Below are 21,457 nucleotides of genomic sequence, written 5' to 3'. Positions count from 1 at the left end.
CGTGCCCTTGGACTCAAAGCAGTCATCCGTAGGAAACGGCCACATTACGTGAAAGCCTCTGAGATCCATGTCGCAGAAAACATAATGAGACGTAACTTTGATACCAATACCCCTAATTCAAAGTGGTCTACAGATGTAACCGAACTAAAGTATGGAAATGGTCGAAAAGCCTATTTAAGCGCTATTATCGATATATACGATAACTCCATTGTTTCATGGGTATTAAGCCATTCCAACAACAATAAACTCGTGATGGATACGCTGAAGAAAGCTTACGAGAAGAATCCAAGAGTAACCCCACTCCTCCAAAGCGACAGAGGCTTCCAGTACACGTCTCATGAGTATAATCGACTCCATCTAAAATACGGATTTATGAAAAGCATGTCTCGTGTGAGCCGATGCTTGGACAACCAACCTATTGAACGTTTTTGGGGTACTTACAAATCTGAAAGCTATTATCTTACTAAGTTTCAGACCTTTGAAGACGTCTTCAAAGACGTTAGCGAATATATCCGCTATTACAACAACTACCGCTATACAGAATGCTTGGATGGCTTGTCGCCTAACGAATACCGAAGAGCAGTGTGACGAAGAAAACCCCAGCCCCTATTAAAACGGGCTGAGGAAAATAAATCTATTGTTTTTGTTTTTTACACTGTCCACTTGACGGGGAGCACTTCATTTCACTAGACGACTTTTTTAAAATAAACACTAAAAAATAACATTTTCAATAAAGTTATGCACAATTTATAGAGTTTTATAAACACTTTTATTTATTTACTCACATTATCACCAGAGTTATGAACAAATTGTTGATAGTTACTAACATTTGTGTGGGTAACATACTCATTCATCACTCTTTTTCCTTATTGGAAAAGTTATTCACAGCCCAGCGATGTTGATATTTCTCAAGCATGGGATGCAAATCCTTAGGTTCTGCAGTTAATAAAAGTCGAATCTTTACGATCCATTCTTCAAAAGAAGAGAACGAAGCGAACAAATTAGCCATCTCTGGTGTTATGTACAGAAAATATGGATCCTTATATTTCTCCGCAATTAACCTAAGGGCAACGTCCATCGGTGTGTACTTCTTCCGCTTACTTTCCCATCTTTCAACGACAACATTTGCATAGTCGTGCTCATTCTTCCATTCAAACAGTTCCTTTTCACGCTTATGATAGGTACGAATCGGGATATTTACCATTCGTCTAAACGTTTCTTCGTGTAAAGGATATAATACTAGCTTTTGAAAGGAATAATGTGCCATGCTCTCCACGGCCAAATCTAATTCCACATCAGTTGTTGTCTCAAACGTATCATAATAAATAAGTGTGCCTTTTCGTTTCTCCTCTGGTTGTTCATAACCATAGGGTACAGACTGACTATTCCGATTCATGCATATCCTCCTCCTGCAAGGTAAGTGTGTAGTATTGCCCACGCATTCATCGTTCTTAACATCCTATTTTATGCAGGTAGGTGTTCTTTACAAAATGTATCCACAGCTTCAATCTCATCATCTTCTAAATCAAACTCCACATAACGCTCGGAGGTTCTTTCTAATAACTCATATTTCACAATATTCTTTTTGTCTTCATCAACTGCATAAATAACTCTTACATTTAATCCATCTTCAAAATACAGTTCATCATCCTCTGGCACATCGAGTTCCAGCATAAATTCATAGCGTTGTCCGGTCAAAATATTGAACGGATCCTTAATCAATTTTACAGTGTGGTTTGTTATAGTTAGCATATCTTCATCCTTTCAAGTCCCTGTAGGGTCAAGCAATTTATAATCTTCATCTCTATTATACCGCAAATAGATCGTTGTTCAGACTTAAATCAATAATTAATCATATTCATCGATCCCACTCTGGATATCATCCGAGTTGATATTGATATATATGTAGCCATCTTGTTGTTGTTTCTTTAATGCTTTGTCTTTAAAAAACTTCGGACTACCCTCTCCTGCATCTTCATCATACACAAGTAATATTCCGTCTGTTTTTCTAAATAGTAAGTCATCTCTCGCAGTGAACTGCCATATTCCACTGTATGGCTGATTACTCACGGCATTATAGTAGTCAACATTTCTTAGGATCTGATGATAGTAGTCTTTCTTATCATCCTTCCATTTCTCCTCCTGATTCAAGAATGCCGTTATAATGGAACATTTCAGTTGTGGATATTGTTCTTTCAGGGAAATAGCTGCCTCACATGTCCATAGATCCACCCCGTATTGACCTGGCGTGATTACCCACTCCAACCCATCTTCAATCAGAGGGATTAACTTCCTAGTGATGGCCTTTTGTATGTAGGGAATACCTTTATGCTTCTGATCGTAGATGTTCAGTTCATGTGCCCGATACCCCGTGACAAGTAGATTCTTCATCCCTAGCTCCCTTTAATGATGTAACATCACAATCTTATAAGTATAGGTTCTCGCACACGATCTGTCCAACTATAGGATCACTGTTGTACCCAGATTCCTTCTGAATGATATGGATAGGGTTGGAATCTGGGGACAAAACATAAACTTGTGGGTTAACGCTTCGCTTTTACCTCTTTCTTCTAATCCTCGTGACCTTTAATGCAATAAGCTCCTTCGCTGTTAGCTGACGAACATAAGATTTCGGAGATAGATCTATATTTACCTTTTTAACCTTACCAGCCTTATTCTTCTGTGCAACACCTGTTCTGAATATACGCATAGCCCAGTTCACAGGGAAGGCGATCGAAATACGACCATCCGATGTACCAGCGAAGTTAACTGCTGCTGCATAATGATCTCGCTCTCTTAACCATACAGATCCGGAGTCACCTGGTAAGGATACAGGTTTGGGACCTTTCACAACGGTCTGATTCACAAAGTTAAGAATACCTAACCCTTCACCATAATCAACTTGTATATCTGTATTCACGGAATCCACAGTACCTTTCACCAATCCCGTAGTACGTCCAACCTTCTTAAACCGTTCACCAACACGATAAGTGGTCACATACCCAGGTATTACGCCCACGGTTGCATAGCACGGACTTAATAAGCTGTTTCTAATCGGTTTGGATAAGGCTACATCGACGAAGTTCTTCCCTTTTCTTTTCAATGGAACATATTCATATAGACGACCTACACGATTTCTACCCGACTGTATACTATCTGCTCCTCCAGGTTGTAATGTTACCGTATTCGCCCTAGTGTTGGTGGGGTTCAGAACATGATTATTGCTAAGTATATATCGCTGATTAGCATTCGAAAGGTTTGCAACGATCAGTCCTAACGTGCCTGAACCTACTTCGGTACCTATACTATAACCAGCCGGAATTGGTCGAATCCTTTTTTTATAATCTACACAGGCGCACAACTTCCCTGTCCTAACCACGCGGATAGGTACCGTAGTTGCTCTGCTCTTCGCGTTCATCTTCAGGCTCGTTGAAGCTCCAAACGATGTAGACGATGTTGTATTTGTATAAATAATCACTGCGGCACCTTTCTTCTTATTCCTCGGATCTTTATAACCTACACCAATCCCATGAACATCTGATCTTGCTAACATGCCTTTAGCCATACGTGTCTTCATGTTATGCGCCTCTCTAAAAGTAGCCACGACCCATCACCTTTCCTATATGCGATAAATTATAGTATTCAACTTAAGCTAAATGTTCATGGGCTATGGATTCTATATTCATGGATCAACAAGAAAAGGAAGCAGCGCACCTCTTCACCGAGTTCGCTGCTTCCTTATTCCTTATTAAATGCCTGTTCGATTCTAGGTTTTAGCTATAAACGTAAATGCAATCTGTCTTGTGAAGGTACTTGGGTTATATACGACAACAACCCATTGGTTATCATTTAATGAGTAATTAGCCGTGGCGTAGGCAGGGATGGAATTGTTTCTGTCAATCCACCATCCACCACTTACCGGTTTCTGACGTCCTCCACTAAACGTAAACGTGAAGAATGTGTTGGGTGTAATCGTTCTATAGTAGACGTATCGATAAAACCCATCACCTAGATTCTGAGTTGCCTTTGCTCTATTAGCGACAACTCTCGTCTTTTTAAACCGTGCATTGGCTTTTTTAATCGTTACTAACTTTCTCATTCTCTCACCTCCTGCTTATATTAAATGCGAAGCAGAGATGATGTGATTGGATAGATTACCCCGTGATCTATATCCATTTTGAGGGGACAAGCATGGTAACGCTTTCAATTGATCTCAAATATGTATTGGTTTTATGTCACAGAATGTTCAATAATTAGATAAAGTCACATAACGTTCACAAATACATCTTTAATACAAAGGAGCTGACTCGATATGATCACCCCAAAAAGTAAACGTGAAAGTCAAATATTCCTTATCTTCGTATCCGTTGGATTCTTCTATGCTATGTTCTATAGCGCATTCATTATTCTATCCGTCCATTCACAATAATTACCTAGATTATTTATTTAACCTAACCAGTAAGTAAGTAAGTAAGAGCGATCTCCATTGTGAAATAACCATGGAAATCGCTCTTTTTTGATGCATTTATGAATAATTCCATTCAAATGACAACTGATAGGAATTCCCTACCATTTAAATCAAACAACAATTAACCACAGATATAGACCCAATAGGGTGATGAATAGCGTAGGAATCGTCAATATGATTCCCGTCTTAAAATACGTGCCCCAGGATATCTTCACATTCTTGGATGCGAGTACATGCAACCATAACAAGGTTGCCAATGAACCTATTGGGGTAATCTTTGGACCTAAATCGGAACCGATGACATTCGCATAGATCAGGGCTTCCCTAATCACACCAGTCGTATTCGTTGCATCAATCGCAAGAGCATCAATTAACACCGTAGGCATGTTATTCATGATTGATGAGATAAATGCTGCAATGAATCCCATCCCTATTGTAGCTACGAATAAACCTTGGTCCGCTACAACCTGTATTACCTCAGCTAATAAATCGGTAAGTCCGGCATTTCGCAATCCATACACCACAACGTACATCCCTATGGAGAAGAAAACAATGGCCCATGGAGCACCTTTAATGACTTCCTTTGTCTGTACATAGGGGCTTCTTCTTGCCATCAGCAAAAAGAAGATCGCAATGATTCCTGCAATAAATGAAACTGGAATATGCAACAACCCACTAGCAAAATACCCGATAAGGAGTACAGCTAGAACAATCCATGACAATCGAAACATCCTTACGTCTCTAATGGCATTTGCTGGTTTTTTAAGTTGCGTAGCATCGAAATGCTTTGGAATACTTTTACGGAAGAAGAAATAAAGAACCAGAATACTGGCGACCAAAGAGAAAATCGTCGGCACGATCATAACACCTGCATATTCCATAAAGGTAATATCGAAAAAATCAGCTGACACGATATTGACCAAATTACTGACTACAAGTGGTAATGAAGTCGTATCTGCAATAAACCCGCTGGCGATAATAAATGGGAATACCTTTTTCTCATCAAATTTCAGAGCACGCACCATCGCAAGCACAATGGGAGTCAGAATTAAGGCTGCACCGTCATTAGCAAAGAATGCAGCGACAATCGCTCCAAGAATCGTCACATAGACGAACATTCTAACCCCATTCCCACGTGCAGCTCTCGCCATATGTAATGCAGCCCATTCGAATAACCCAATTCGGTCTAATATTAGAGAAATTAGGATGATAGCAACAAAGGCCAAAGTAGCATTCCATACGATCAAGGTTACGTCTACTACATCATTAAAGCTTACCACTCCTAGAAGTAATGCTAGTACCGCTCCACCACAAGCGGACCATCCAATAGATAAGTTCCTAGGCTGCCAAATTACAAATACTAATGTTACTATAAAAATAATACTTGCTAGAAACACTGACTCCACGCATCAAACCTCCATTTATTCACAATTTGAGTTAATTAATCCTTTATTTAATAGTGCTAATATCGTTCTTGAATCAGGCATATGTTCGAGAACAGCACGGATATAGGGCTTGTTATTCACACTTAATGAATAATACACCCACTGTCCCCGTTTATCCTCCTTAACTAGGCCTTGGTCTTTTAACTTTCTTAAATGTTGGCTAATCGCTGGCTGTGAGATATCAAAAATTTCAACAAATTCGCAAACACACCACTCCCGTTCTTTCAATAGGGACAGTATCACCAGACGCGTTTTATCGCCTAACAATTTCATGTCATCCGCAATCTCAACAAGCATATCCATCCCTCCTTCCATATACTATATAAGCATTCAGTTATATAAGTAATTGATTATATAATAACCCGCTCTTCTACATAAAGCAATAGGATTTGTCTACTGAACGAGTTATTACATATTCTTCACTACGCTTTTAACACACTCTCCATTGACAGCATTTTTTGGTATACTAGAGAATGAAAGGGGATTATTATGTTCATTCTTATTGGGTCAGTCTTCATCTTGTTATATGGTTTTCTCGTCTTTTACATTGGGTGGAGTGGTTGGAAATGGATGAAGCCGACACTTTCGCTCAAATTCAAGCTACTCTATATTTTCACTCTTATTTTTCTTTCCATCTCATTTATTCTGGCAAGAGTATTTAATAATGTGTATATCAGTGTCATCGGCTCATATTGGCTAGCTTTATTCAGTTTGCTATTGCTACTACTGCCAATAGTGCAACTCACGGTTTGGCTATTACAACTGACCGTGCTCCCTAGGCATCATATTCAGAAATGGTCTGGATTCATCACTTTGATTCTGCTGATCTCCTTAATTTCATATGGAACATTTAATGCTTACAGCCCTGTTGTCCGTACCTATGATATTAATATTTCCAAAAGTGATCCGTCATCGGTACCATTGAAGATTGTGATGGCTTCCGATATGCATTTCAGTGTTCTCTCTGGGAAGAATCATGCCATTCGAATGGTAGAGGAGATTAATGCGTTAGATCCAGATATTGTATTGTTTCCAGGAGATGTATTCGACGATCAAGTCGAGCAGTATATCAACCAAGGAATTGGACCTATTCTAACTAAGATAGAAGCTACTTACGGGGTCTATGCCTCCTTAGGTAATCATGACAAATACAAAGGTACGATAGCTGAACTGATTGATATCCTAGAACAAAGCGATGTTCACGTGTTATATGACGAATCGATAACGATCGACGATCGGCTCACACTTATTGGTAGAAAAGACCACAGTGACGCTGCAAGAATCGAACTTTTTGATATTATGAAAGATGTAGATCTATCGAAACCTGTGATTCTGTTAGATCATCAACCAAAAGACTTAGATATCGCACAGCAGCAAGGAATTGATCTTATCGTCTCAGGGCATACCCATCGCGGACAGATCGCTCCAGCACACCTGATTACGCGACTCTTATTCGAGAACGATTGGGGATATCTTCAGAAGGAACAACTTCACTCGATCGTAACCTCAGGATTCGGCTTTTGGGGTCCTCCCATTCGCCTAGGTAGTCGCGCAGAAATCGTGCTAATTAACGTTACATTTGGCTTATAAAACAGACAACAGCGACAACGCACCTTCATGAGCGGGTTCAATGGCTACTGCTCTTTGAGCATAGTGACGGGCTTGATCATCCTTGTCCAATTCGGAGGAGCAGATGGCCATTTGATACAGCGTCGCACTGTTGGCATCATCGAGATTCAATGATCGTTCGTAGCATTTCAGAGCATCTTCATAACATTCCATTTCGAATAACACCATCCCCGAGTTCAGAGCTACATCGCTCTTCTCTCCTAATGGATAGTAACCTTCCCACATGCATTCGATCCCTATATGGAGATCCTCTATCTCTTCATCAGCACTCATGGGGAGAACTTCTAGCATTCGCTTAGCACTTTGTAAGAATAATTGAGCGTCATAACTACCTAGTCGCCAAAAGGAAAGAATATGACGTAGATCCATTTGATCCACATACTCATCGAACCATTCCTTCATCGTAAAGAAATCGTCTGGTCCGAATTGGTCTATGAATCTCCGATACGCGAGACGCGTATTATAATAACTTATCGGATCTGGGATCATCAGAATACAACCCACATTTAAATTCTTATAGTGATGCTTGGTGAATATTGAATGTGCTCCCTGAGCCTCAAAATGGGTTTGTATGGCATGATAATTAGCTGTTAATGAAAAGCTTCCATGATGGATAATGCTAGGTGGTTCAGCGAACTCCCAATTCACCAATCGATGATCGCCTTTATCTGCTGTGAGCAATACAAATCCATCCTTAGAGAGTTCACGAAGTCTTTCTAAACAAGCCATTCCAATTTCAGGAATAAGAATGTGTGAATCCTCCAACTTCTCGCTATATTGCTTGATAAGCTCATAGTATGGATAGGACTCTTCTTCATACTCGGGAACTCTGTGATAATGATATTCTGGCGTGACTCTGTCAATCCGATTGGCTACATCCAGTTGAGAAGCCTCCTGTGTTTCATGTAAAGAAACTCTACATTCATAAATCCCATCCTCACCCACATAGATCAATTCTTGCGGGATACTATCAAAGAAGTAATTCGCTACTATTATTAGTGGTTGCTCCAATTCGCTTACTCTCACACTAATCTTGGACTCCGTTAAATGTAATTCTGCATCATGCATAGCATCGAAATGAGCAAAATCCAATATGCTTTGCTGTACAAAAGACGATAGACTGGGATGCTGTTGCCAATACATTATATTTTTACGTGCGAAGTCACTTATGCAATAACAAAAAGGTGGATGCTCCATATTTGCAAAGTCCCTTAGTTCACATAATTCCTTAAGTACATGGAACGCTAAACGTCCTGAACCCGCTCCAAGTTCAAGTATCATGACTGTCTCCGTGGTATGACCTAGTCTAGCTCGATCTTGAAGAACACCGAATATCATTTCCGCATAGGCCTTCGCGATGGTCGGATTATTCGTGATGTACAACGGTACTTCCTCGCTCTGCCACGCATGAACTCCCCTCTCTTCATAATAGTCTCTCTGCAGATCCCACAGGGGTGATTCACTGAAACGATAGATCGGTACTCTATCCATGATCATATGACCTCCTCCTAATTCAAGTTCAATAAATCCCACCATGGCTGGTGGTTCATAACGGATCTTTGTGTTGCCTCCAACTACAATAATATTGCAAATGTCCAAGTTATCCTCACCAGGTAGTACAAATGCCTTCGTATGCGAATAAGTTTCTTTTAGTGTTGTATATATAGCCTCGATTAATTTATCATTCTTTATACGACCCGTTAGATTTAGAATGATGGACCCATCCGCTTTAAGTTTGCGTTGTGTCATCTCAAAGAACTCCATTGTTGTTAGATGATATGGCGTTCCTTCAGTAGTAAATGCATCCAAGATAATATAATCAAATGAATCGGATTCCTCATGATTAAGAATTTCACGGCCATCGCCAATCGTTACATTATCCTGTTGATAATCAAAGTATTGTCTACTAAGCGCCACTACCGACTCATCAATCTCTGCCACTGTAACCGACTTTTCCTTATAATGACTAGCAATAGATCCTACGCCATGCCCAATCATAAACATATTCTCAAACTTGGGATTATTCGACTCCATTAAATGAATAATGGCTCTTGGGTATTCTAATACAATACGGCTCTTATCTTTCAAATCTATAGCACCTTGAACCGCGTCTTCTGAGAACTGTAGAAATCGAAATACACCCTTCTCCCCATATAACTCCGCAGCTTCGTATACGGTTATTTCTTGGTATGCACTAATCTTCCTAGCTAGTTGTTGCAAGTCATCCAACTCCATTCCTTAGCCCTAAATGTATCATATTAAAAGACTCCCAACCATAGAGGTTGAGAGTCTTCGTCTTATATATTCGATTCCTATTCTACAAGAATATAATCATGGATAACACAAACATAAACACGACACCAGCAATCATAGGCACGGACGTTCTTTTCACAATATTAATCGGATCTGCTTTAATGGTTCCCGATACAATTAATATAACAGCAGCCACTGGAGATACCGCGCGGAATAGGTTACCCGCTAAGCCCATTGGAACAGAAAGTGCGATTGGACTAATGCCAGCTGCATCAGCTAACGGAACAATTAGAGGTACCATTGCAAAGATTAGTGCAGTACCACTTCCACTTAATATAACGATCAGAGCTGTTAATCCAACTAACACTAGAGGTAGAAGGAAATCTAGGCCGTTACCTTGAATGTTCTGCATGGTTTGTTGAAGCTCATCCACCAAGCCAATGGATTTCAATCCTGTTACAAAGACGGATGCAGCAACTAGTAATGCAACGATGGGAATAGCGCCTCCCATACCTTTAAAGAAGGTCTCCGTATTCTCCAACACTTTTCTATTCCCTCTATGTCTAATTAACTCACATACTATAGCTAGAATTAAGGAGAATATCGTTGCGATCTCAACACTTATCGTTACTTCCGTTCCAGTGAGAAGCTGGAAGGCATACGCACCTAATAAGAGAATAATTGGGAATATCGGAAGAAGTGCATATACTGTTTTGTATAGGTATCCCCCAGTAATGACAGGTACCTCATGCAATTCAACATCTTCATCCACTGCACTATTCAAATGTAACTGTGCTTTCTTGTCCATTCTCTTTTGCCAGAAATAATGTACTACTGCGATAAATATCAACGTTGGTATAGATACTAATGCATGATAATTAAACACATATTCCGTAACACTCATGTTAGCAAATAGGGAATGTTTGGCTAATTCCTCCGCTATGGCAACATTATCACTACCTAGTGGTGTAGGAACAATAGTTGCTGAAGTAGCGATAACTGCACCCGCCGTTAGAGCAGACATCCCTGTCTTTCTCAACACTGGATATAAGGTTGCCAGTAATATGATCGCAAGATTCGAAGCACTTGGGATAACAAGGGATAGTAAGTTCCCTAGTAGAAATACAATGGGTGCTAAGACATATACGGATTTAATCTTAGAGATAGGTTTGGTTAAAGCATTTACCGTTACATCATTGGCACCAATGGAAGACATGTAGGCGGTGTATCCACCTAACATCAGTACAATAAATCCTGCTGCGCCGAATGTTTGCTTGAATTGTATCGCTATCACTTGTAGTGGATCTAACCATGAAGATCCTGTGGATACGAAATCTTTGACTGCAATCTCTTTGCCCATAGCCATACTAATCAATATGAGTATAATACCCATTAAGAAAAGGGTCATTTTGATATCCATTTTCTTGATTAACATATAAATAACGATCACTACAGCAAGGATTGCAGAAATATACATCATTATATTAGAATCCATGAATTTACTTCCTTCCCGTTAATAGAATTAATTACATTTCTTCAAGCCATCGAGCAACCATTTCTTGAACATATCCGCATCGATTTCCATACATACTTTCGCATTATTCTCTTTACCCAAATATCCTTTTAAATCTACTACTGTACAACCCGTTGTTAAGGCTCCTGTTAATTCTACATCCACGAATGTCTCTACGACTTCAAACATTTCAGGCTGTAACAAGTAGGCAATTGCACAACTATCGTACATTTTCAGACCTTTTTTCATACTGCCGCCACGATACTTTTGGAATAATTGATAAATCATTTTCCCAGTCTCGTTCATTGTCTTAAGTTGCTCACTATCTTCAGGGTAGACTAGCGCATTCAGACCTACATCAAGTCCAACCATAACAATAGGAACCTTACTATCAAATACAATCTTCGCAGCTTCTGGATCGGCATGGATATTGAATTCCGACATCACGCCGGAGTTACCTCTTGAAGCAGATCCACCCATCAATACTATTTCAGCAATCTTTTCTTTCACTTCTGGATACACCTTTACTAAAAGTGCAATATTGGTTAATGGGCCAATAGGAACAATAGTGATCGGCTCTTTACTCTCCATGATCACACGATACATGGCATTCACAGCATTTTCTTTAATGACAAGATCCTTCGTCGGCTCTTCAAAGTCATAACCATCCATACCAGAGGAACCATGTATATTACTTGCATCAATAGGTTCTTTGATTAATGGTCTATCGGCTCCAAGGGCAACGGGTACATCTTTTCCGAAAAAGTGTAGAAGTCTTAACGCATTAGCCGTTACTTTATCCAGCCCAACGTTCCCTCCAATAGTTGTAATTAAACGAACATCCAGTTCTTCACTAAATAATGCGATTGCAAGGGCCACTGCATCATCTATTCCCGGATCTGTATCAATAATAATAGGTCTTGTATTCATAATATATTTCCTCCCTATAATGGTTTAATGAAATCACAGTCATATGAACTATGAACTCTTGTTTAGATTGATTAAATATTCTTATCACATGATTATTCGCTGTACGCAGCACATTTATACTATTTTCTTGAGCATAAATCATTAAAATATCTTGAATCGCCATTTCGGTAACCGGTTCCACATTGAATATAATAGATCACATAAGCTTCTATGTGACTCCCGAGCGCAAGTCTTGTTCCAACAACGGCTTGGCTCGTTTCTATATTACGTAGAGTGTCTTTCCACTAACATAACTTCCAATCTGCAAAAAGTTTCTTCTATGGGTTGTTGCTCCATTAACTGAACCAACATCGTTGCTGCCTTTTCGCCCATTTCATAGATGGGTTGTACAATGGTTGTTAGCTCTGGTGTCGTGGCTTTGGATAAACTGATGCCGTCAAATCCAATGATTGAGATATCTTCCGGGATCCTTTTTCCAAGTTGGTAAGCAGCCTTAACGGCCCCTATAGCCATCACATCATTTGCCGCAAAAACACCATCAATTTCGGGGTGTAAACGTAATAGCTCTAACGTTGCCTCGATGGATGATTCCATATCATAGCGACCATTTACAATGTAACTATCTTTGAACCACGATCTCTTGCCTACAACTTCTTTATACCCCTCATAACGTTCTTCGGCGTTGACAATTTTATGCGGGCCTCTGATATGACCAATTCTCGTGCATCCTTTACTCTCCAAGAATTGTGTAGCCATCATCGCACCTTTATGATTCTCAACTACAATGGTCGGTAGACCTTTACTGATCTCTCGGTCAATGCTGACTATCGGAATATTCAGCTTTTCAATCTGAGAAGCACTTAATGTATTAGAAGATACAATAATGCCGTTTACATACTTTTGTAATAATACATCCAAGTATCTTTGTTCCTTCTCTATGTCGCCATCCGAGTTACACAGAATGACATTATACCCCAATTCTGTAGCCGTATCTTCCACAGCTCTAGCTAATTCAGGGAAATAAGGATTCATAATATCTGGAACGATTAAACCGATAGTCTTGGATTGTTTATTAAATAGTGTTCTTGCAATTTCATTTGGCGTGTAATTCAAATCTTTGATACATTTCTCTACAATCTCTCTAGTATTGTCGCTTACATAACCTTTATTATTCAATACTCGAGACACTGTGGCAACAGATACTCCTGCTAACTTAGCAACATCTCTAATTGATGACATTTCCTCACTCCATCTTTCAAGTAACCGGTTACATAGAATATACTACGGTTTTAATTATAAGTCAATCTTTCAAAAAAAATTCGTGCTATTATCAATAGTTAATCTTCTCCAGGTAAAGCCCGCAAGCGTCAGCCATACCACCGGTCTGAATTCGTTCTTTGGAACTTAATATCTTCGGTAGTTCTTCTGCTTCTATTTCACCTAATCCGATCTCAATCAACGTTCCAATCATTTTACGAACCATATTATAGAGGAACCCATTACCAGACACTCGAAATTGGATGAAACCCTCTTCTTCTTCAATAGCTAACGAATAAATGGTACGTACCATATCCTTTTTATTCGACTTGGCATTGGAGTACGCCGTGAAGTCATGTTCCCCAATAAAATACGGACAAGCCTTTTCCATTTTTTCGATATTCAGTTTCTTGGCAACATGCATACTATACTTTCGCATGAAGGGGTTGCTGTACTCTTCGTTCCAGATCTTATACAGGTATATTTTATCTTTGGCAAGATAACGAGCGTGGAAACGATCATCCACACGTGCAACCTCTATGATACTAATATCTGGCGGCAAATAATGATTGAGAAAATTTATAATCTTAGACTCTGGCAGATCTTCATGGATCTTAAAGTTAGCTACTTGAGCCAGTGCATGTACCCCAGCATCCGTTCTACTCGATCCGATGATCTCGATCGGTTGTTCTACCATTACGGATATCGCCTTTTCGATTTTCCCTTGAATGGTATTGTCACTATCTCCTAAGCGCTGCCAGCCTTTATAACGCCCGCCATCATATTGTATGGTTAATTTATAATTGTTCATGGTTTGCTCCCTTTTTCCTCGATCATTCGTGAAAATATACAGTACATGTTGTTCCTTTGTCAATCGCACTTTGATACGTAACTGTCCCGCCATGTGCATCTACAATAGCCTTCACGATCGCAAGGCCAATGCCAGACCCACCTGTCTTTCGATTTCTTGATTTCTCCCCACGATAGAAGCGTTCAAGAATATACGGCAGTTCCTCTGCATTCATCCCTATTCCTGTATCCTCGATCGTAATCTCCGCTCCAAGTTGTTCTTCTGTTATCTTCACTCGAATACTGCCTTCATTCGTATATTTGTAAGCATTATTCAGTATGTTCGTGAAGACTTGGACCAACCGTGCATAATCACCACTTATATAAACTGCTTGATCTGCATGAGCTTCTATTGAAATATTCTTGTAACTATAATAGCCAGAACTTGTGTTCATGGCATCTTGTAATACTTCATTCAGACAGACTCTTTGCTTCTGTAATTGTAACATGGGATTCTCTACCGTTGATAGATTCTCAAGATCGCGAATCAGTTGCACTAATCGGATCACTTGATCATGACATATCTGCAGATTGTCCGGGGTCGCTTCCCATACACCATCTTGAATAGCTTCTATATAACTTTGTAGTGTAGCTAATGGTGTACGTAATTCATGAGCAATATCTGCCGTCAAGTGCTTTCTGAGTTTATCTTCTTGAACCAACGTATCTGCAAGATGATTCAGTGCAAGCCCAACCTCTTCGATCTCTGTGTTACGATCTGACAATATCACACGAGAAGATAGATCTCCCTTCATCATTTGAGTTGCAGTCTGTTTGATTCTAACAAGGGGTCTACTCATCCCGTTCGCTATGAAAATACTAAATACATATACAACCACAATCACCAAAAGAAATGCAAGCCAAAGTAGCGAATTGAACATCCTTAGAAACTGTTGATTTTGTGATTCAAAAGCAGTCTCTATTCCCTGTATTTCCACAATTCCAATTGTTCGTCCCTCTATCGTAATATCCTTTTGAATCGTTGTTCTGTTCTTCGATACCTTGTCCTTCTCCTTCATCATACCTGACGAATGCATTCCCATGCCCATGTCATTCGTACTCCACAGCAATTGCCGCTGATCATTATAAATCTTAACGACATAATCACGCATCATTGCCTGGTGAGCAACCCCCATCAGTGCATCCTTGTTCCAATTAGCCTGACTAGAATTATACGACTCTTGTAAGTCCTCTAATATTCTATTCGCCTCAGTTTGCTCCTGATTATCGGTATACTTACCAAATGAGATTGTTGTTACGATATTAACTAGCAACATGATCGCTAACAATGAACTGACCGCCACGCCTAGGTGAGAGACTAGCAACCTTTTCCGTAATCCTCCCTTATTCATCTGGGCTCACCTGGAATTTATAGCCGACACCAAATACAGTACCAATAAAAGTAGGATTTCTAGGATTGTCACCGATCTTCTGCCGAATATTCTTGATGTGAACATCAATGGTTCGTTCAAAACCTTCAAATGTATCCCCTTGAATTAAGTTCACAATTTCAAACCGACTAAAAGCTCTCTTTGGATGCTTCGTCAACACATCTAGCAATTTAAATTCAATCGGTGTAAGGGAAATAAGTTCTCCCCGTACTCTCACTTCATGGCATTCTTTATTAATGGATAATAGATTATCTGCAAATGTAAGATCACTTACCTCATCCGCTATAGTTGAACGTTGAGATCTTCTTAATAGACTAATCACCCGTGCCATCAGTTCTCTTGGACTAAAGGGTTTCGTAATATAATCGTCAGCTCCGATTAACAAACCATTGATCATGTCATCCTCATTGCTTTTAGCCGTTAACATTAGGATCGGAACGTTAGATGTTCTACGAATCATTCTACATACTTCTTCACCGGAGATGTCTGGTAACATTAAATCTAATATCAATAGGTCCGGATGAAGATTATCAAATACTTGCAATGCTCCTTGTCCTGTATTTGCCTCATACACAATGTAATCACTCTTCTGTAAGTACGCCTTGATTACTTGCACTATGTTGGTTTCATCATCGACAATTAGGATCTTTATGCCCTCCAACCGTATCATCCTTTCATTATGTGAAAGATTGCTCAACACATTCCGACTTCCTTCATTGTACAATCGATCATACATAAAAAGTATACCTCACGAGTGTAATCGTGAGGTATACTTTTTCACTGGTTATTTACTAGTTCATCATATTCCAATCACCCATACGTTTATTAGAATGACAGCTATTGTACATATTCTCAATTTGCTGATCCGTAGCATCAGGATGCATTTGCTTCGCATAAGGTAGCATTTGTTCATAGAAACTCTCATTGTCATTACCATTCACATCATTATTCGCTTTTGATGCATAAATACCGGCAGTAAAGGTACCCATAAATAACAGTAACCCAGCTAATCCAACCCATAATTTCTTCATTGTTCTCGCCTCCATATCTATACTATAGATTACCGATATGAAGAACTTGTTTACTTCATGTAAAGAAGTTATGAAGACTAAATCTTGTCACAAATTGTCCGCTTACGAAATTCTGACGGACAAATCGAAAAATTACTTTTAAACGCTCGTGTGAAAGAGAAAACGTTGGGATAGCCTAACGAATAAGCAATTTCGGTGATTGAGTTATTTGTTTCAAGTAGTAACAAGTTCGCTCTGTCCATCTTTTGCTTCGTAATATAAGCTATGGGTGAAATTCCTATTTTCCTCTTAAACTCACTGGAGAAATAGGCACGATGAATACCTATAATCTCTGCTACTTCTTGAACAGAAATGCCATTCGTTGCATGGAGCTTAATGTAATCTATACTTTGTTGTAGCCAATCCCGCTGTCTTAGATCACTTGGTTGCTTCACATCAACCATATTAGAAAAGATGCCATATAATAGACTCTGCATTTCAAGCCAAACGTCCATTCCGGAATGAACGTTTGGCTTCATCAGATCCATCACTCGATTAAGCATCTCCTTAAGATCTGTTGACCAACTATCTTTTATGTAAGGACGATCTACGCGGAACCCAGAACTTTCTAAGATTAGAGCAACCTCTGGTCCGTCGATCGCCAACCAATTCATCTCTAGTGGCTCATCATCCTCCACAATACGATATGCATATATTCGTGCTGGATATAAACAAAATATATCACCTGACGTTAGTACCACCTGTTGGTCCTCATAATCGAATTGTACGCTACCTTTCCTAACAAAATGTAAACTATAGCATTCTATTTGTTTGGGCCCAACATTATAATTCCATTTAGGATATGTCATTCCCGATCGAATGGGCCAAAGTCTACCTTCTGTTTCCCATTCGGATGGCTTATAGTAAAACGATTTCGCTACTTCATTCGGATATTCTCTCATATGGTTACTCCTATGCGATGTGTACTCATACCATTCAACCTTACAAAGTGGTATATGTATATCATACATAATGTTAATCTAAATATACAATGCTCGCATGGACCTCTCGCATTATCTTCTGGTGTATCTCAAGATCGGCAGACCTTCCCTCACTGTATAATCGTTCAGTTGTAAAGGTATCGTCGGATTGTTATTTTGGAATAGACGGATACCCCGCCCAAGAATCATCGGCACAATACCCACTATGTATTCATCCACAACATCAGCCTTCATGAAGGCGTCTGTTAACATACTCCCCCCAAACAACCAGATATCCTTCCCCTCTTCCAGTTGGAGGTTTTGGATGATAGCAACGATGTCCGTATTTACAAACAGCACATTGTCGTAATTCGCCTTTACCAGAGATGTGGCCACGATAATTGTCTGCGAAGCAAACATATCCATTGGACAATCCTCAAACGATTTCCGCCCCATAACGATTGTATCTACGCCTTCCAGAAATGTAGGAAAACTAAATTCTCCGGCAGTATCCAGTTCGGTTTTCCCGTCTCCTCCAATCCAATCATAGCCACCATCTTCATCTGCTATATACCCATCTAGGCTCATTGCTAGGTTCAAAATAATTCTTCTACTCATAATTTTCATCTCCATTACTGCGAATATTCGTTCGTATTCTAAACTATGATTTATACTAACATAGTGTTACCATCGATTCAAAAGATGCTTTGAATGAGTTCATAAAATAATTATATATTACCCTATTGAGGTTCACACTACGTAAAGGTATATGATCATTATTGTTAGGAGGCTTAATGATGGAGTATACAGTGAATACATTAGCGCAGCTATCTGGCGTAAGTGGAAGGACACTTCGCTATTATGATCAAATCGGACTACTTAAACCATCCAGAATGAATTCTTCCGGTTATCGAATTTATGGACAGCATGAGGTCGACCTGCTTCAACAAATATTATTCTACCGTGAAATGGAGATTAGTCTGGAGGAGATTAAGAAGATCGTACATCAGCCATCCTTTAATCCAACTGTTGCTCTACAGAAACATTACAACGATTTAAAGAAGAAACGTGACCGTCTCGATACCATCATAGCAACAGTCGAGAAGACGCTCACCAACAAGGAAGAAGGAATACAAATGAATGACAAAGAAAAGTTTGAAGGATTCAAGGAAACGATGATTCATGACAATGAGCAACAATATGGAGAAGAAATCCGAGAAAAGTATGGCGATGATACGATAAACGCAAGTCATGCCAAACTACGAGGGTTGTCTCAAGAAGATTATCTTGCTATGACTACATTGGAAAAAGAAATACTGTCACTACTTGAGAAGTCTTATGCAATAGGAGATACTGCATCTGACCTAGCACAAGAAGTCGCTGCCAAACATAAAGAGTGGCTAATGTATTCATGGTCTAGTTACTCCAAAGAGGCACATGCTGGTCTAGTGGACATGTATGTTTCCGATGAACGTTTTACCGCTTATTATGATAAGCACGTCAGAGGTGGTACAACATTTCTTCGAGAGGCAGTACTGATTTATTTGGGGATGAAGTGATACGCCATTTGATTAGACACAACCTGAGTTTAATTGTTAAGAACACAAAGAACCGAGCGAATGCTAGATGATGTTCCAGCACTCTGCTCGGCTTTTTAATGTAATCTTCTATTAACCTAATGTCTCGGCATTTTTTAACGCATGGTCCCAGCTTGGATAATAGAACAATGCATTTCGCATTAATTCAGGGTCCGTTTGCTTTACCTGCTTCTTACCCAATGCATCACCATTTACTTGAAGTTGTCGAATTCGTTGAATAACCTCATTCGCTTCCAGTGTGATATCTATTGCTTCTCACTCCCTTCCCATTCATCTCCTTATCTACTTTTCACCATACCTATCTGTTCTATACGTATGACTGCCCCTCGATCGTGACATTTGTGTCTAAAGGAAGAAGTATGGCCACGAAAAGAGAAACACAAGATACCTGTGTATGTTGCTAGTACACACACCATATTTAGAAAGGAAGGATTCACTTGTAGAGTTGTTATCATTGTAATAAACCCTTTTCCGAGGAACCACTCTATTCTATTACGGATGACTTCATGTATTGTTCAGATGAATGTATACCCGAAGAGGCAATAGATCACCTTGGTGATTGAGGATTATAAGTCAATATACTTTGGGGATTCGGAAGGTTTGTATTACAGGGGGAAGATTTTAAAATTTTACGAAAGGTTTCTTCGATTGTATCAGGAAGTACATGATTGCTTGTTGCACAATAATGAAGTTTATTATGCCGTTATCATTGCTTGGGATGAATTACTATGTTCTATCGGAAATGAACTAACGACATTGATTTATGATGATTTACTCGATGAAATGGGTCATGAATACTTTCTATATCGTAATTTGACATGGGATACGACGAATGAGAATATAATTTCTCATAATCATTATAAAGACATCATTAGTTTTTATAACACACTGGATCAGGAACAATTCACACAACTCGTCGAGAATATTTTTGCCAAGCACCAAGCTGGGAATAATCAACATAATCAAGGGTTTGATGAAGGGTTCTTCGATTTATTCTATAGCTCCACCGTCAAGAAGTGCCCCGTTTGCACACATTGGGAAGATGTTGATGATTTTTCATTTGATGAAGAATTGAATTTATCCTTTTGTAACCAGAATTATGCTTGTAGGTGAAACGGAGTGGCATTCATCTTTATGTCAATAGGTAGCGAATCAACCCTAATATAGCAAAACACAATAAAACCATACCCGACCCTATGCCAGCGAGAAAAAATGAGCACCTACGACGAACACAAAAACACGAAGGGAATCGGATGATTAGTCCTGATTACCTTCGCATTCATGAATGCTATCTATATTCTTCAACAAAAGTTACCCGCTTCTCGCTTTAGTTAATCAAGTTATTCTTCAGCAGCATTATCTATCGCTTGAATAGCTAGTTCCAAGGCTTTCATTCTTCTTTCTAAAAGCGTTCCTTGAGGAGTACCTACCTTTAACTTAGCATAAATGTTCTCCATGGATGGGAATAAACCTACAATGACCTTCCGGGCTTCTACTAATTCTTCGCTGGTATATTGGTGGGGTTGTAGATTCCAAACATATTCTAGCATGGCTAATCCAATGGAAACAGCTTGGAGTCGTTTTCTTACTAAGGTAGTATTGACGCCTTTCTGAGTCATTTGAGATGAGGCGTTCGTAAGTTTACTAATTGTCGATTGTAACGATTGTATTGATTCCAATTGATCTACATCTGATACGTTTTCCAAATTAGTACCATCCTTTACTTTGAAGCAAATATTACTGAGCATACAATTCTAGTATTCTCTTTGTGGATAATCTATTCGTGTTACTCAAATCTACAAAATAGGGCAACTGCCAATTTTGCGTTTTTATCGCTTCTTTGCTATTCGGAATATCCCAACTCGGATAAACTCTTATTGCCATTTCCCCCTTTGTAGAAGCAGATTTAAGAATATTCTGTTTGAGGAGGACTTCCTTCGGGAAAATAAACTACCCTACTTTAGTGTGAGTTATATGTGCGACTCTAAATCGAACGGTTCTAAAGAATAATTGAAATGTGCCCGCTCCATAATTTGAATTTTGCTTTTCTTCTTGAATCGAATTCAAAGTGAATTGATTGGGTTCATAAACCACTTTATTCACATGAGTTAACAATGCATAAAAGGTATTCACT

The 21,457-nt window shown here is 39.3% G+C and carries 22 protein-coding genes and 1 pseudogene; 4 read left to right on the top strand and 19 right to left on the bottom strand.

The features are described from left to right. Positions 1–588 (top strand): IS3 family transposase (locus ACH8E3_RS14720; RefSeq protein ID WP_458633401.1); only part of this gene is annotated, 588 nt, incomplete at its 5' end. 265 nt (positions 589–853) lie between these two features. Here the strand turns inward: ACH8E3_RS14720 and ACH8E3_RS14715 are convergent. From ACH8E3_RS14715 to ACH8E3_RS14685, 7 genes are all read right to left on the bottom strand, one after another. Beyond that, entirely contained in the window at positions 854–1,396 is a 543-nt protein-coding gene (locus ACH8E3_RS14715; protein WP_458633400.1) for a hypothetical protein, read from the bottom strand. Positions 1,397–1,464: 68 nt separating this feature from the next. After that, positions 1,465–1,752, bottom strand: coding sequence for a DUF6509 family protein (locus ACH8E3_RS14710; RefSeq protein WP_458633399.1), 288 nt, complete (start codon positions 1,750–1,752; stop codon positions 1,465–1,467). Positions 1,753–1,848: 96 nt separating this feature from the next. After that, positions 1,849–2,391 (bottom strand): DUF1273 domain-containing protein, encoded by a 543-nt coding sequence (locus ACH8E3_RS14705; RefSeq protein WP_458633398.1) that lies wholly within the window; start codon positions 2,389–2,391, stop codon positions 1,849–1,851. Positions 2,392–2,557: 166 nt separating this feature from the next. Beyond that, entirely contained in the window at positions 2,558–3,577 is a 1,020-nt protein-coding gene (locus ACH8E3_RS14700; protein WP_458633397.1) for a hypothetical protein, read from the bottom strand. A 189-nt stretch (positions 3,578–3,766) separates the two neighbouring features. Then, positions 3,767–4,099, bottom strand: coding sequence for a hypothetical protein (locus tag ACH8E3_RS14695; RefSeq protein WP_458633396.1), 333 nt, complete (start codon positions 4,097–4,099; stop codon positions 3,767–3,769). A gap of 479 nt (positions 4,100–4,578) precedes the next feature. Continuing rightward, entirely contained in the window at positions 4,579–5,874 is a 1,296-nt protein-coding gene (locus ACH8E3_RS14690) for an arsenic transporter (protein WP_458633395.1), read from the bottom strand. Positions 5,875–5,889: 15 nt separating this feature from the next. Next, on the bottom strand, positions 5,890–6,216 hold the full coding sequence (locus ACH8E3_RS14685) for an ArsR/SmtB family transcription factor (protein WP_458633394.1): 327 nt from the start codon (positions 6,214–6,216) through the stop codon (positions 5,890–5,892). Between the two features lie 186 nt (positions 6,217–6,402). On the opposite strand from ACH8E3_RS14685, the gene ACH8E3_RS14680 reads away from it, so the two are divergent. After that, the gene (locus ACH8E3_RS14680; protein ID WP_458633393.1) at positions 6,403–7,503 is read left to right on the top strand and encodes a metallophosphoesterase; all 1,101 of its coding nucleotides are present in this window, start codon (positions 6,403–6,405) and stop codon (positions 7,501–7,503) included. On the opposite strand, the gene ACH8E3_RS14675 is transcribed toward ACH8E3_RS14680, so the two are convergent. The 10 genes from ACH8E3_RS14675 to ACH8E3_RS14630 form a co-directional block, all read right to left on the bottom strand. Continuing rightward, positions 7,498–9,762 (bottom strand): SAM-dependent methyltransferase, encoded by a 2,265-nt coding sequence (locus ACH8E3_RS14675; RefSeq protein WP_458633392.1) that lies wholly within the window; start codon positions 9,760–9,762, stop codon positions 7,498–7,500. The genes ACH8E3_RS14680 and ACH8E3_RS14675 overlap by 6 nt on opposite strands. Positions 9,763–9,859: 97 nt before the next feature. Next, positions 9,860–11,290 carry a C4-dicarboxylate transporter DcuC gene (gene dcuC, locus ACH8E3_RS14670; RefSeq protein ID WP_458633391.1) on the bottom strand — a complete coding sequence of 477 codons (1,431 nt, stop codon included), beginning with the start codon at positions 11,288–11,290 and terminating at the stop codon, positions 9,860–9,862. A 27-nt stretch (positions 11,291–11,317) separates the two neighbouring features. Beyond that, complete coding sequence (gene rihC / locus ACH8E3_RS14665) at positions 11,318–12,238, bottom strand: ribonucleoside hydrolase RihC (protein WP_458633390.1); 921 nt, start codon at positions 12,236–12,238, stop codon at positions 11,318–11,320. Positions 12,239–12,502: 264 nt separating this feature from the next. After that, positions 12,503–13,477: a LacI family DNA-binding transcriptional regulator gene (locus ACH8E3_RS14660; RefSeq protein WP_458633389.1), complete on the bottom strand. Its 975-nt coding sequence runs from the start codon at positions 13,475–13,477 to the stop codon at positions 12,503–12,505. A gap of 91 nt (positions 13,478–13,568) precedes the next feature. Further along, positions 13,569–14,306: a tRNA pseudouridine(38-40) synthase TruA gene (gene truA / locus ACH8E3_RS14655; RefSeq protein ID WP_458633388.1), complete on the bottom strand. Its 738-nt coding sequence runs from the start codon at positions 14,304–14,306 to the stop codon at positions 13,569–13,571. Positions 14,307–14,328: 22 nt separating this feature from the next. Further along, positions 14,329–15,696 carry a sensor histidine kinase gene (locus ACH8E3_RS14650; RefSeq protein WP_458633387.1) on the bottom strand — a complete coding sequence of 456 codons (1,368 nt, stop codon included), beginning with the start codon at positions 15,694–15,696 and terminating at the stop codon, positions 14,329–14,331. After that, positions 15,689–16,405 carry a response regulator transcription factor gene (locus ACH8E3_RS14645; protein WP_458633404.1) on the bottom strand — a complete coding sequence of 239 codons (717 nt, stop codon included), beginning with the start codon at positions 16,403–16,405 and terminating at the stop codon, positions 15,689–15,691. The genes ACH8E3_RS14650 and ACH8E3_RS14645 overlap by 8 nt, the downstream gene beginning before the upstream one ends. A gap of 121 nt (positions 16,406–16,526) precedes the next feature. Then, positions 16,527–16,766, bottom strand: coding sequence for an FAD/FMN-containing dehydrogenase (locus ACH8E3_RS14640; RefSeq protein WP_458633386.1), 240 nt, complete (start codon positions 16,764–16,766; stop codon positions 16,527–16,529). Between the two features lie 77 nt (positions 16,767–16,843). Further along, positions 16,844–17,707, bottom strand: coding sequence for an AraC family transcriptional regulator (locus ACH8E3_RS14635; protein ID WP_458633385.1), 864 nt, complete (start codon positions 17,705–17,707; stop codon positions 16,844–16,846). Positions 17,708–17,818: 111 nt separating this feature from the next. After that, positions 17,819–18,343 (bottom strand): dihydrofolate reductase family protein, encoded by a 525-nt coding sequence (locus tag ACH8E3_RS14630; RefSeq protein WP_458633384.1) that lies wholly within the window; start codon positions 18,341–18,343, stop codon positions 17,819–17,821. A 179-nt stretch (positions 18,344–18,522) separates the two neighbouring features. On the opposite strand from ACH8E3_RS14630, the gene ACH8E3_RS14625 reads away from it, so the two are divergent. Continuing rightward, complete coding sequence (locus ACH8E3_RS14625) at positions 18,523–19,284, top strand: MerR family transcriptional regulator (RefSeq protein WP_458633403.1); 762 nt, start codon at positions 18,523–18,525, stop codon at positions 19,282–19,284. Positions 19,285–19,995: 711 nt separating this feature from the next. Continuing rightward, complete coding sequence (locus ACH8E3_RS14620) at positions 19,996–20,436, top strand: hypothetical protein (protein ID WP_458633383.1); 441 nt, start codon at positions 19,996–19,998, stop codon at positions 20,434–20,436. 227 nt (positions 20,437–20,663) lie between these two features. Here ACH8E3_RS14620 and ACH8E3_RS14615 read toward each other — a convergent pair whose 3' ends face one another. Together ACH8E3_RS14615 and ACH8E3_RS14610 are read right to left on the bottom strand one after the other, a co-directional pair. Continuing rightward, positions 20,664–21,029, bottom strand: a complete 366-nt coding sequence (locus tag ACH8E3_RS14615) for a hypothetical protein (protein ID WP_458633382.1) — start codon at positions 21,027–21,029, stop codon at positions 20,664–20,666. Between the two features lie 31 nt (positions 21,030–21,060). After that, positions 21,061–21,456: pseudogene (locus ACH8E3_RS14610) on the bottom strand (MepB family protein). Between the last annotated feature and the right edge of the window lies 1 nt (position 21,457).

This window comes from Paenibacillus sp. CMAA1364 (assembly GCF_054373195.1).
The sequence above is the reverse complement of the archived record's forward strand: the minus strand, read 5'-3'. Positions and strand labels throughout refer to the sequence as shown.

Bases quoted from the DNA above. Each gene is read 5' to 3' on its own strand.
- ACH8E3_RS14680 (WP_458633393.1), top strand. From the start codon at position 6,403: ATGTTCATTCTTATTGGGTCAGTCTTCATCTTGTTATATGGTTTTCTC.
- ACH8E3_RS14630 (WP_458633384.1), bottom strand. From the start codon at position 18,343: ATGAGTAGAAGAATTATTTTGAACCTAGCAATGAGCCTAGATGGGTAT.
- ACH8E3_RS14715 (WP_458633400.1), bottom strand. From the start codon at position 1,396: ATGAATCGGAATAGTCAGTCTGTACCCTATGGTTATGAACAACCAGAG.
- ACH8E3_RS14650 (WP_458633387.1), bottom strand. From the start codon at position 15,696: ATGAATAAGGGAGGATTACGGAAAAGGTTGCTAGTCTCTCACCTAGGC.
- truA (WP_458633388.1), bottom strand. From the start codon at position 14,306: ATGAACAATTATAAATTAACCATACAATATGATGGCGGGCGTTATAAA.
- dcuC (WP_458633391.1), bottom strand. From the start codon at position 11,290: ATGGATTCTAATATAATGATGTATATTTCTGCAATCCTTGCTGTAGTG.
- ACH8E3_RS14695 (WP_458633396.1), bottom strand. From the start codon at position 4,099: ATGAGAAAGTTAGTAACGATTAAAAAAGCCAATGCACGGTTTAAAAAG.
- ACH8E3_RS14635 (WP_458633385.1), bottom strand. From the start codon at position 17,707: ATGAGAGAATATCCGAATGAAGTAGCGAAATCGTTTTACTATAAGCCA.
- ACH8E3_RS14705 (WP_458633398.1), bottom strand. From the start codon at position 2,391: ATGAAGAATCTACTTGTCACGGGGTATCGGGCACATGAACTGAACATC.
- ACH8E3_RS14660 (WP_458633389.1), bottom strand. From the start codon at position 13,477: ATGTCATCAATTAGAGATGTTGCTAAGTTAGCAGGAGTATCTGTTGCC.
- ACH8E3_RS14710 (WP_458633399.1), bottom strand. From the start codon at position 1,752: ATGCTAACTATAACAAACCACACTGTAAAATTGATTAAGGATCCGTTC.
- ACH8E3_RS14700 (WP_458633397.1), bottom strand. From the start codon at position 3,577: ATGAAGACACGTATGGCTAAAGGCATGTTAGCAAGATCAGATGTTCAT.
- rihC (WP_458633390.1), bottom strand. From the start codon at position 12,238: ATGAATACAAGACCTATTATTATTGATACAGATCCGGGAATAGATGAT.
- ACH8E3_RS14640 (WP_458633386.1), bottom strand. From the start codon at position 16,766: ATGAAGAAATTATGGGTTGGATTAGCTGGGTTACTGTTATTTATGGGT.
- ACH8E3_RS14645 (WP_458633404.1), bottom strand. From the start codon at position 16,405: ATGATACGGTTGGAGGGCATAAAGATCCTAATTGTCGATGATGAAACC.
- ACH8E3_RS14625 (WP_458633403.1), top strand. From the start codon at position 18,523: ATGGAGTATACAGTGAATACATTAGCGCAGCTATCTGGCGTAAGTGGA.
- ACH8E3_RS14685 (WP_458633394.1), bottom strand. From the start codon at position 6,216: ATGGATATGCTTGTTGAGATTGCGGATGACATGAAATTGTTAGGCGAT.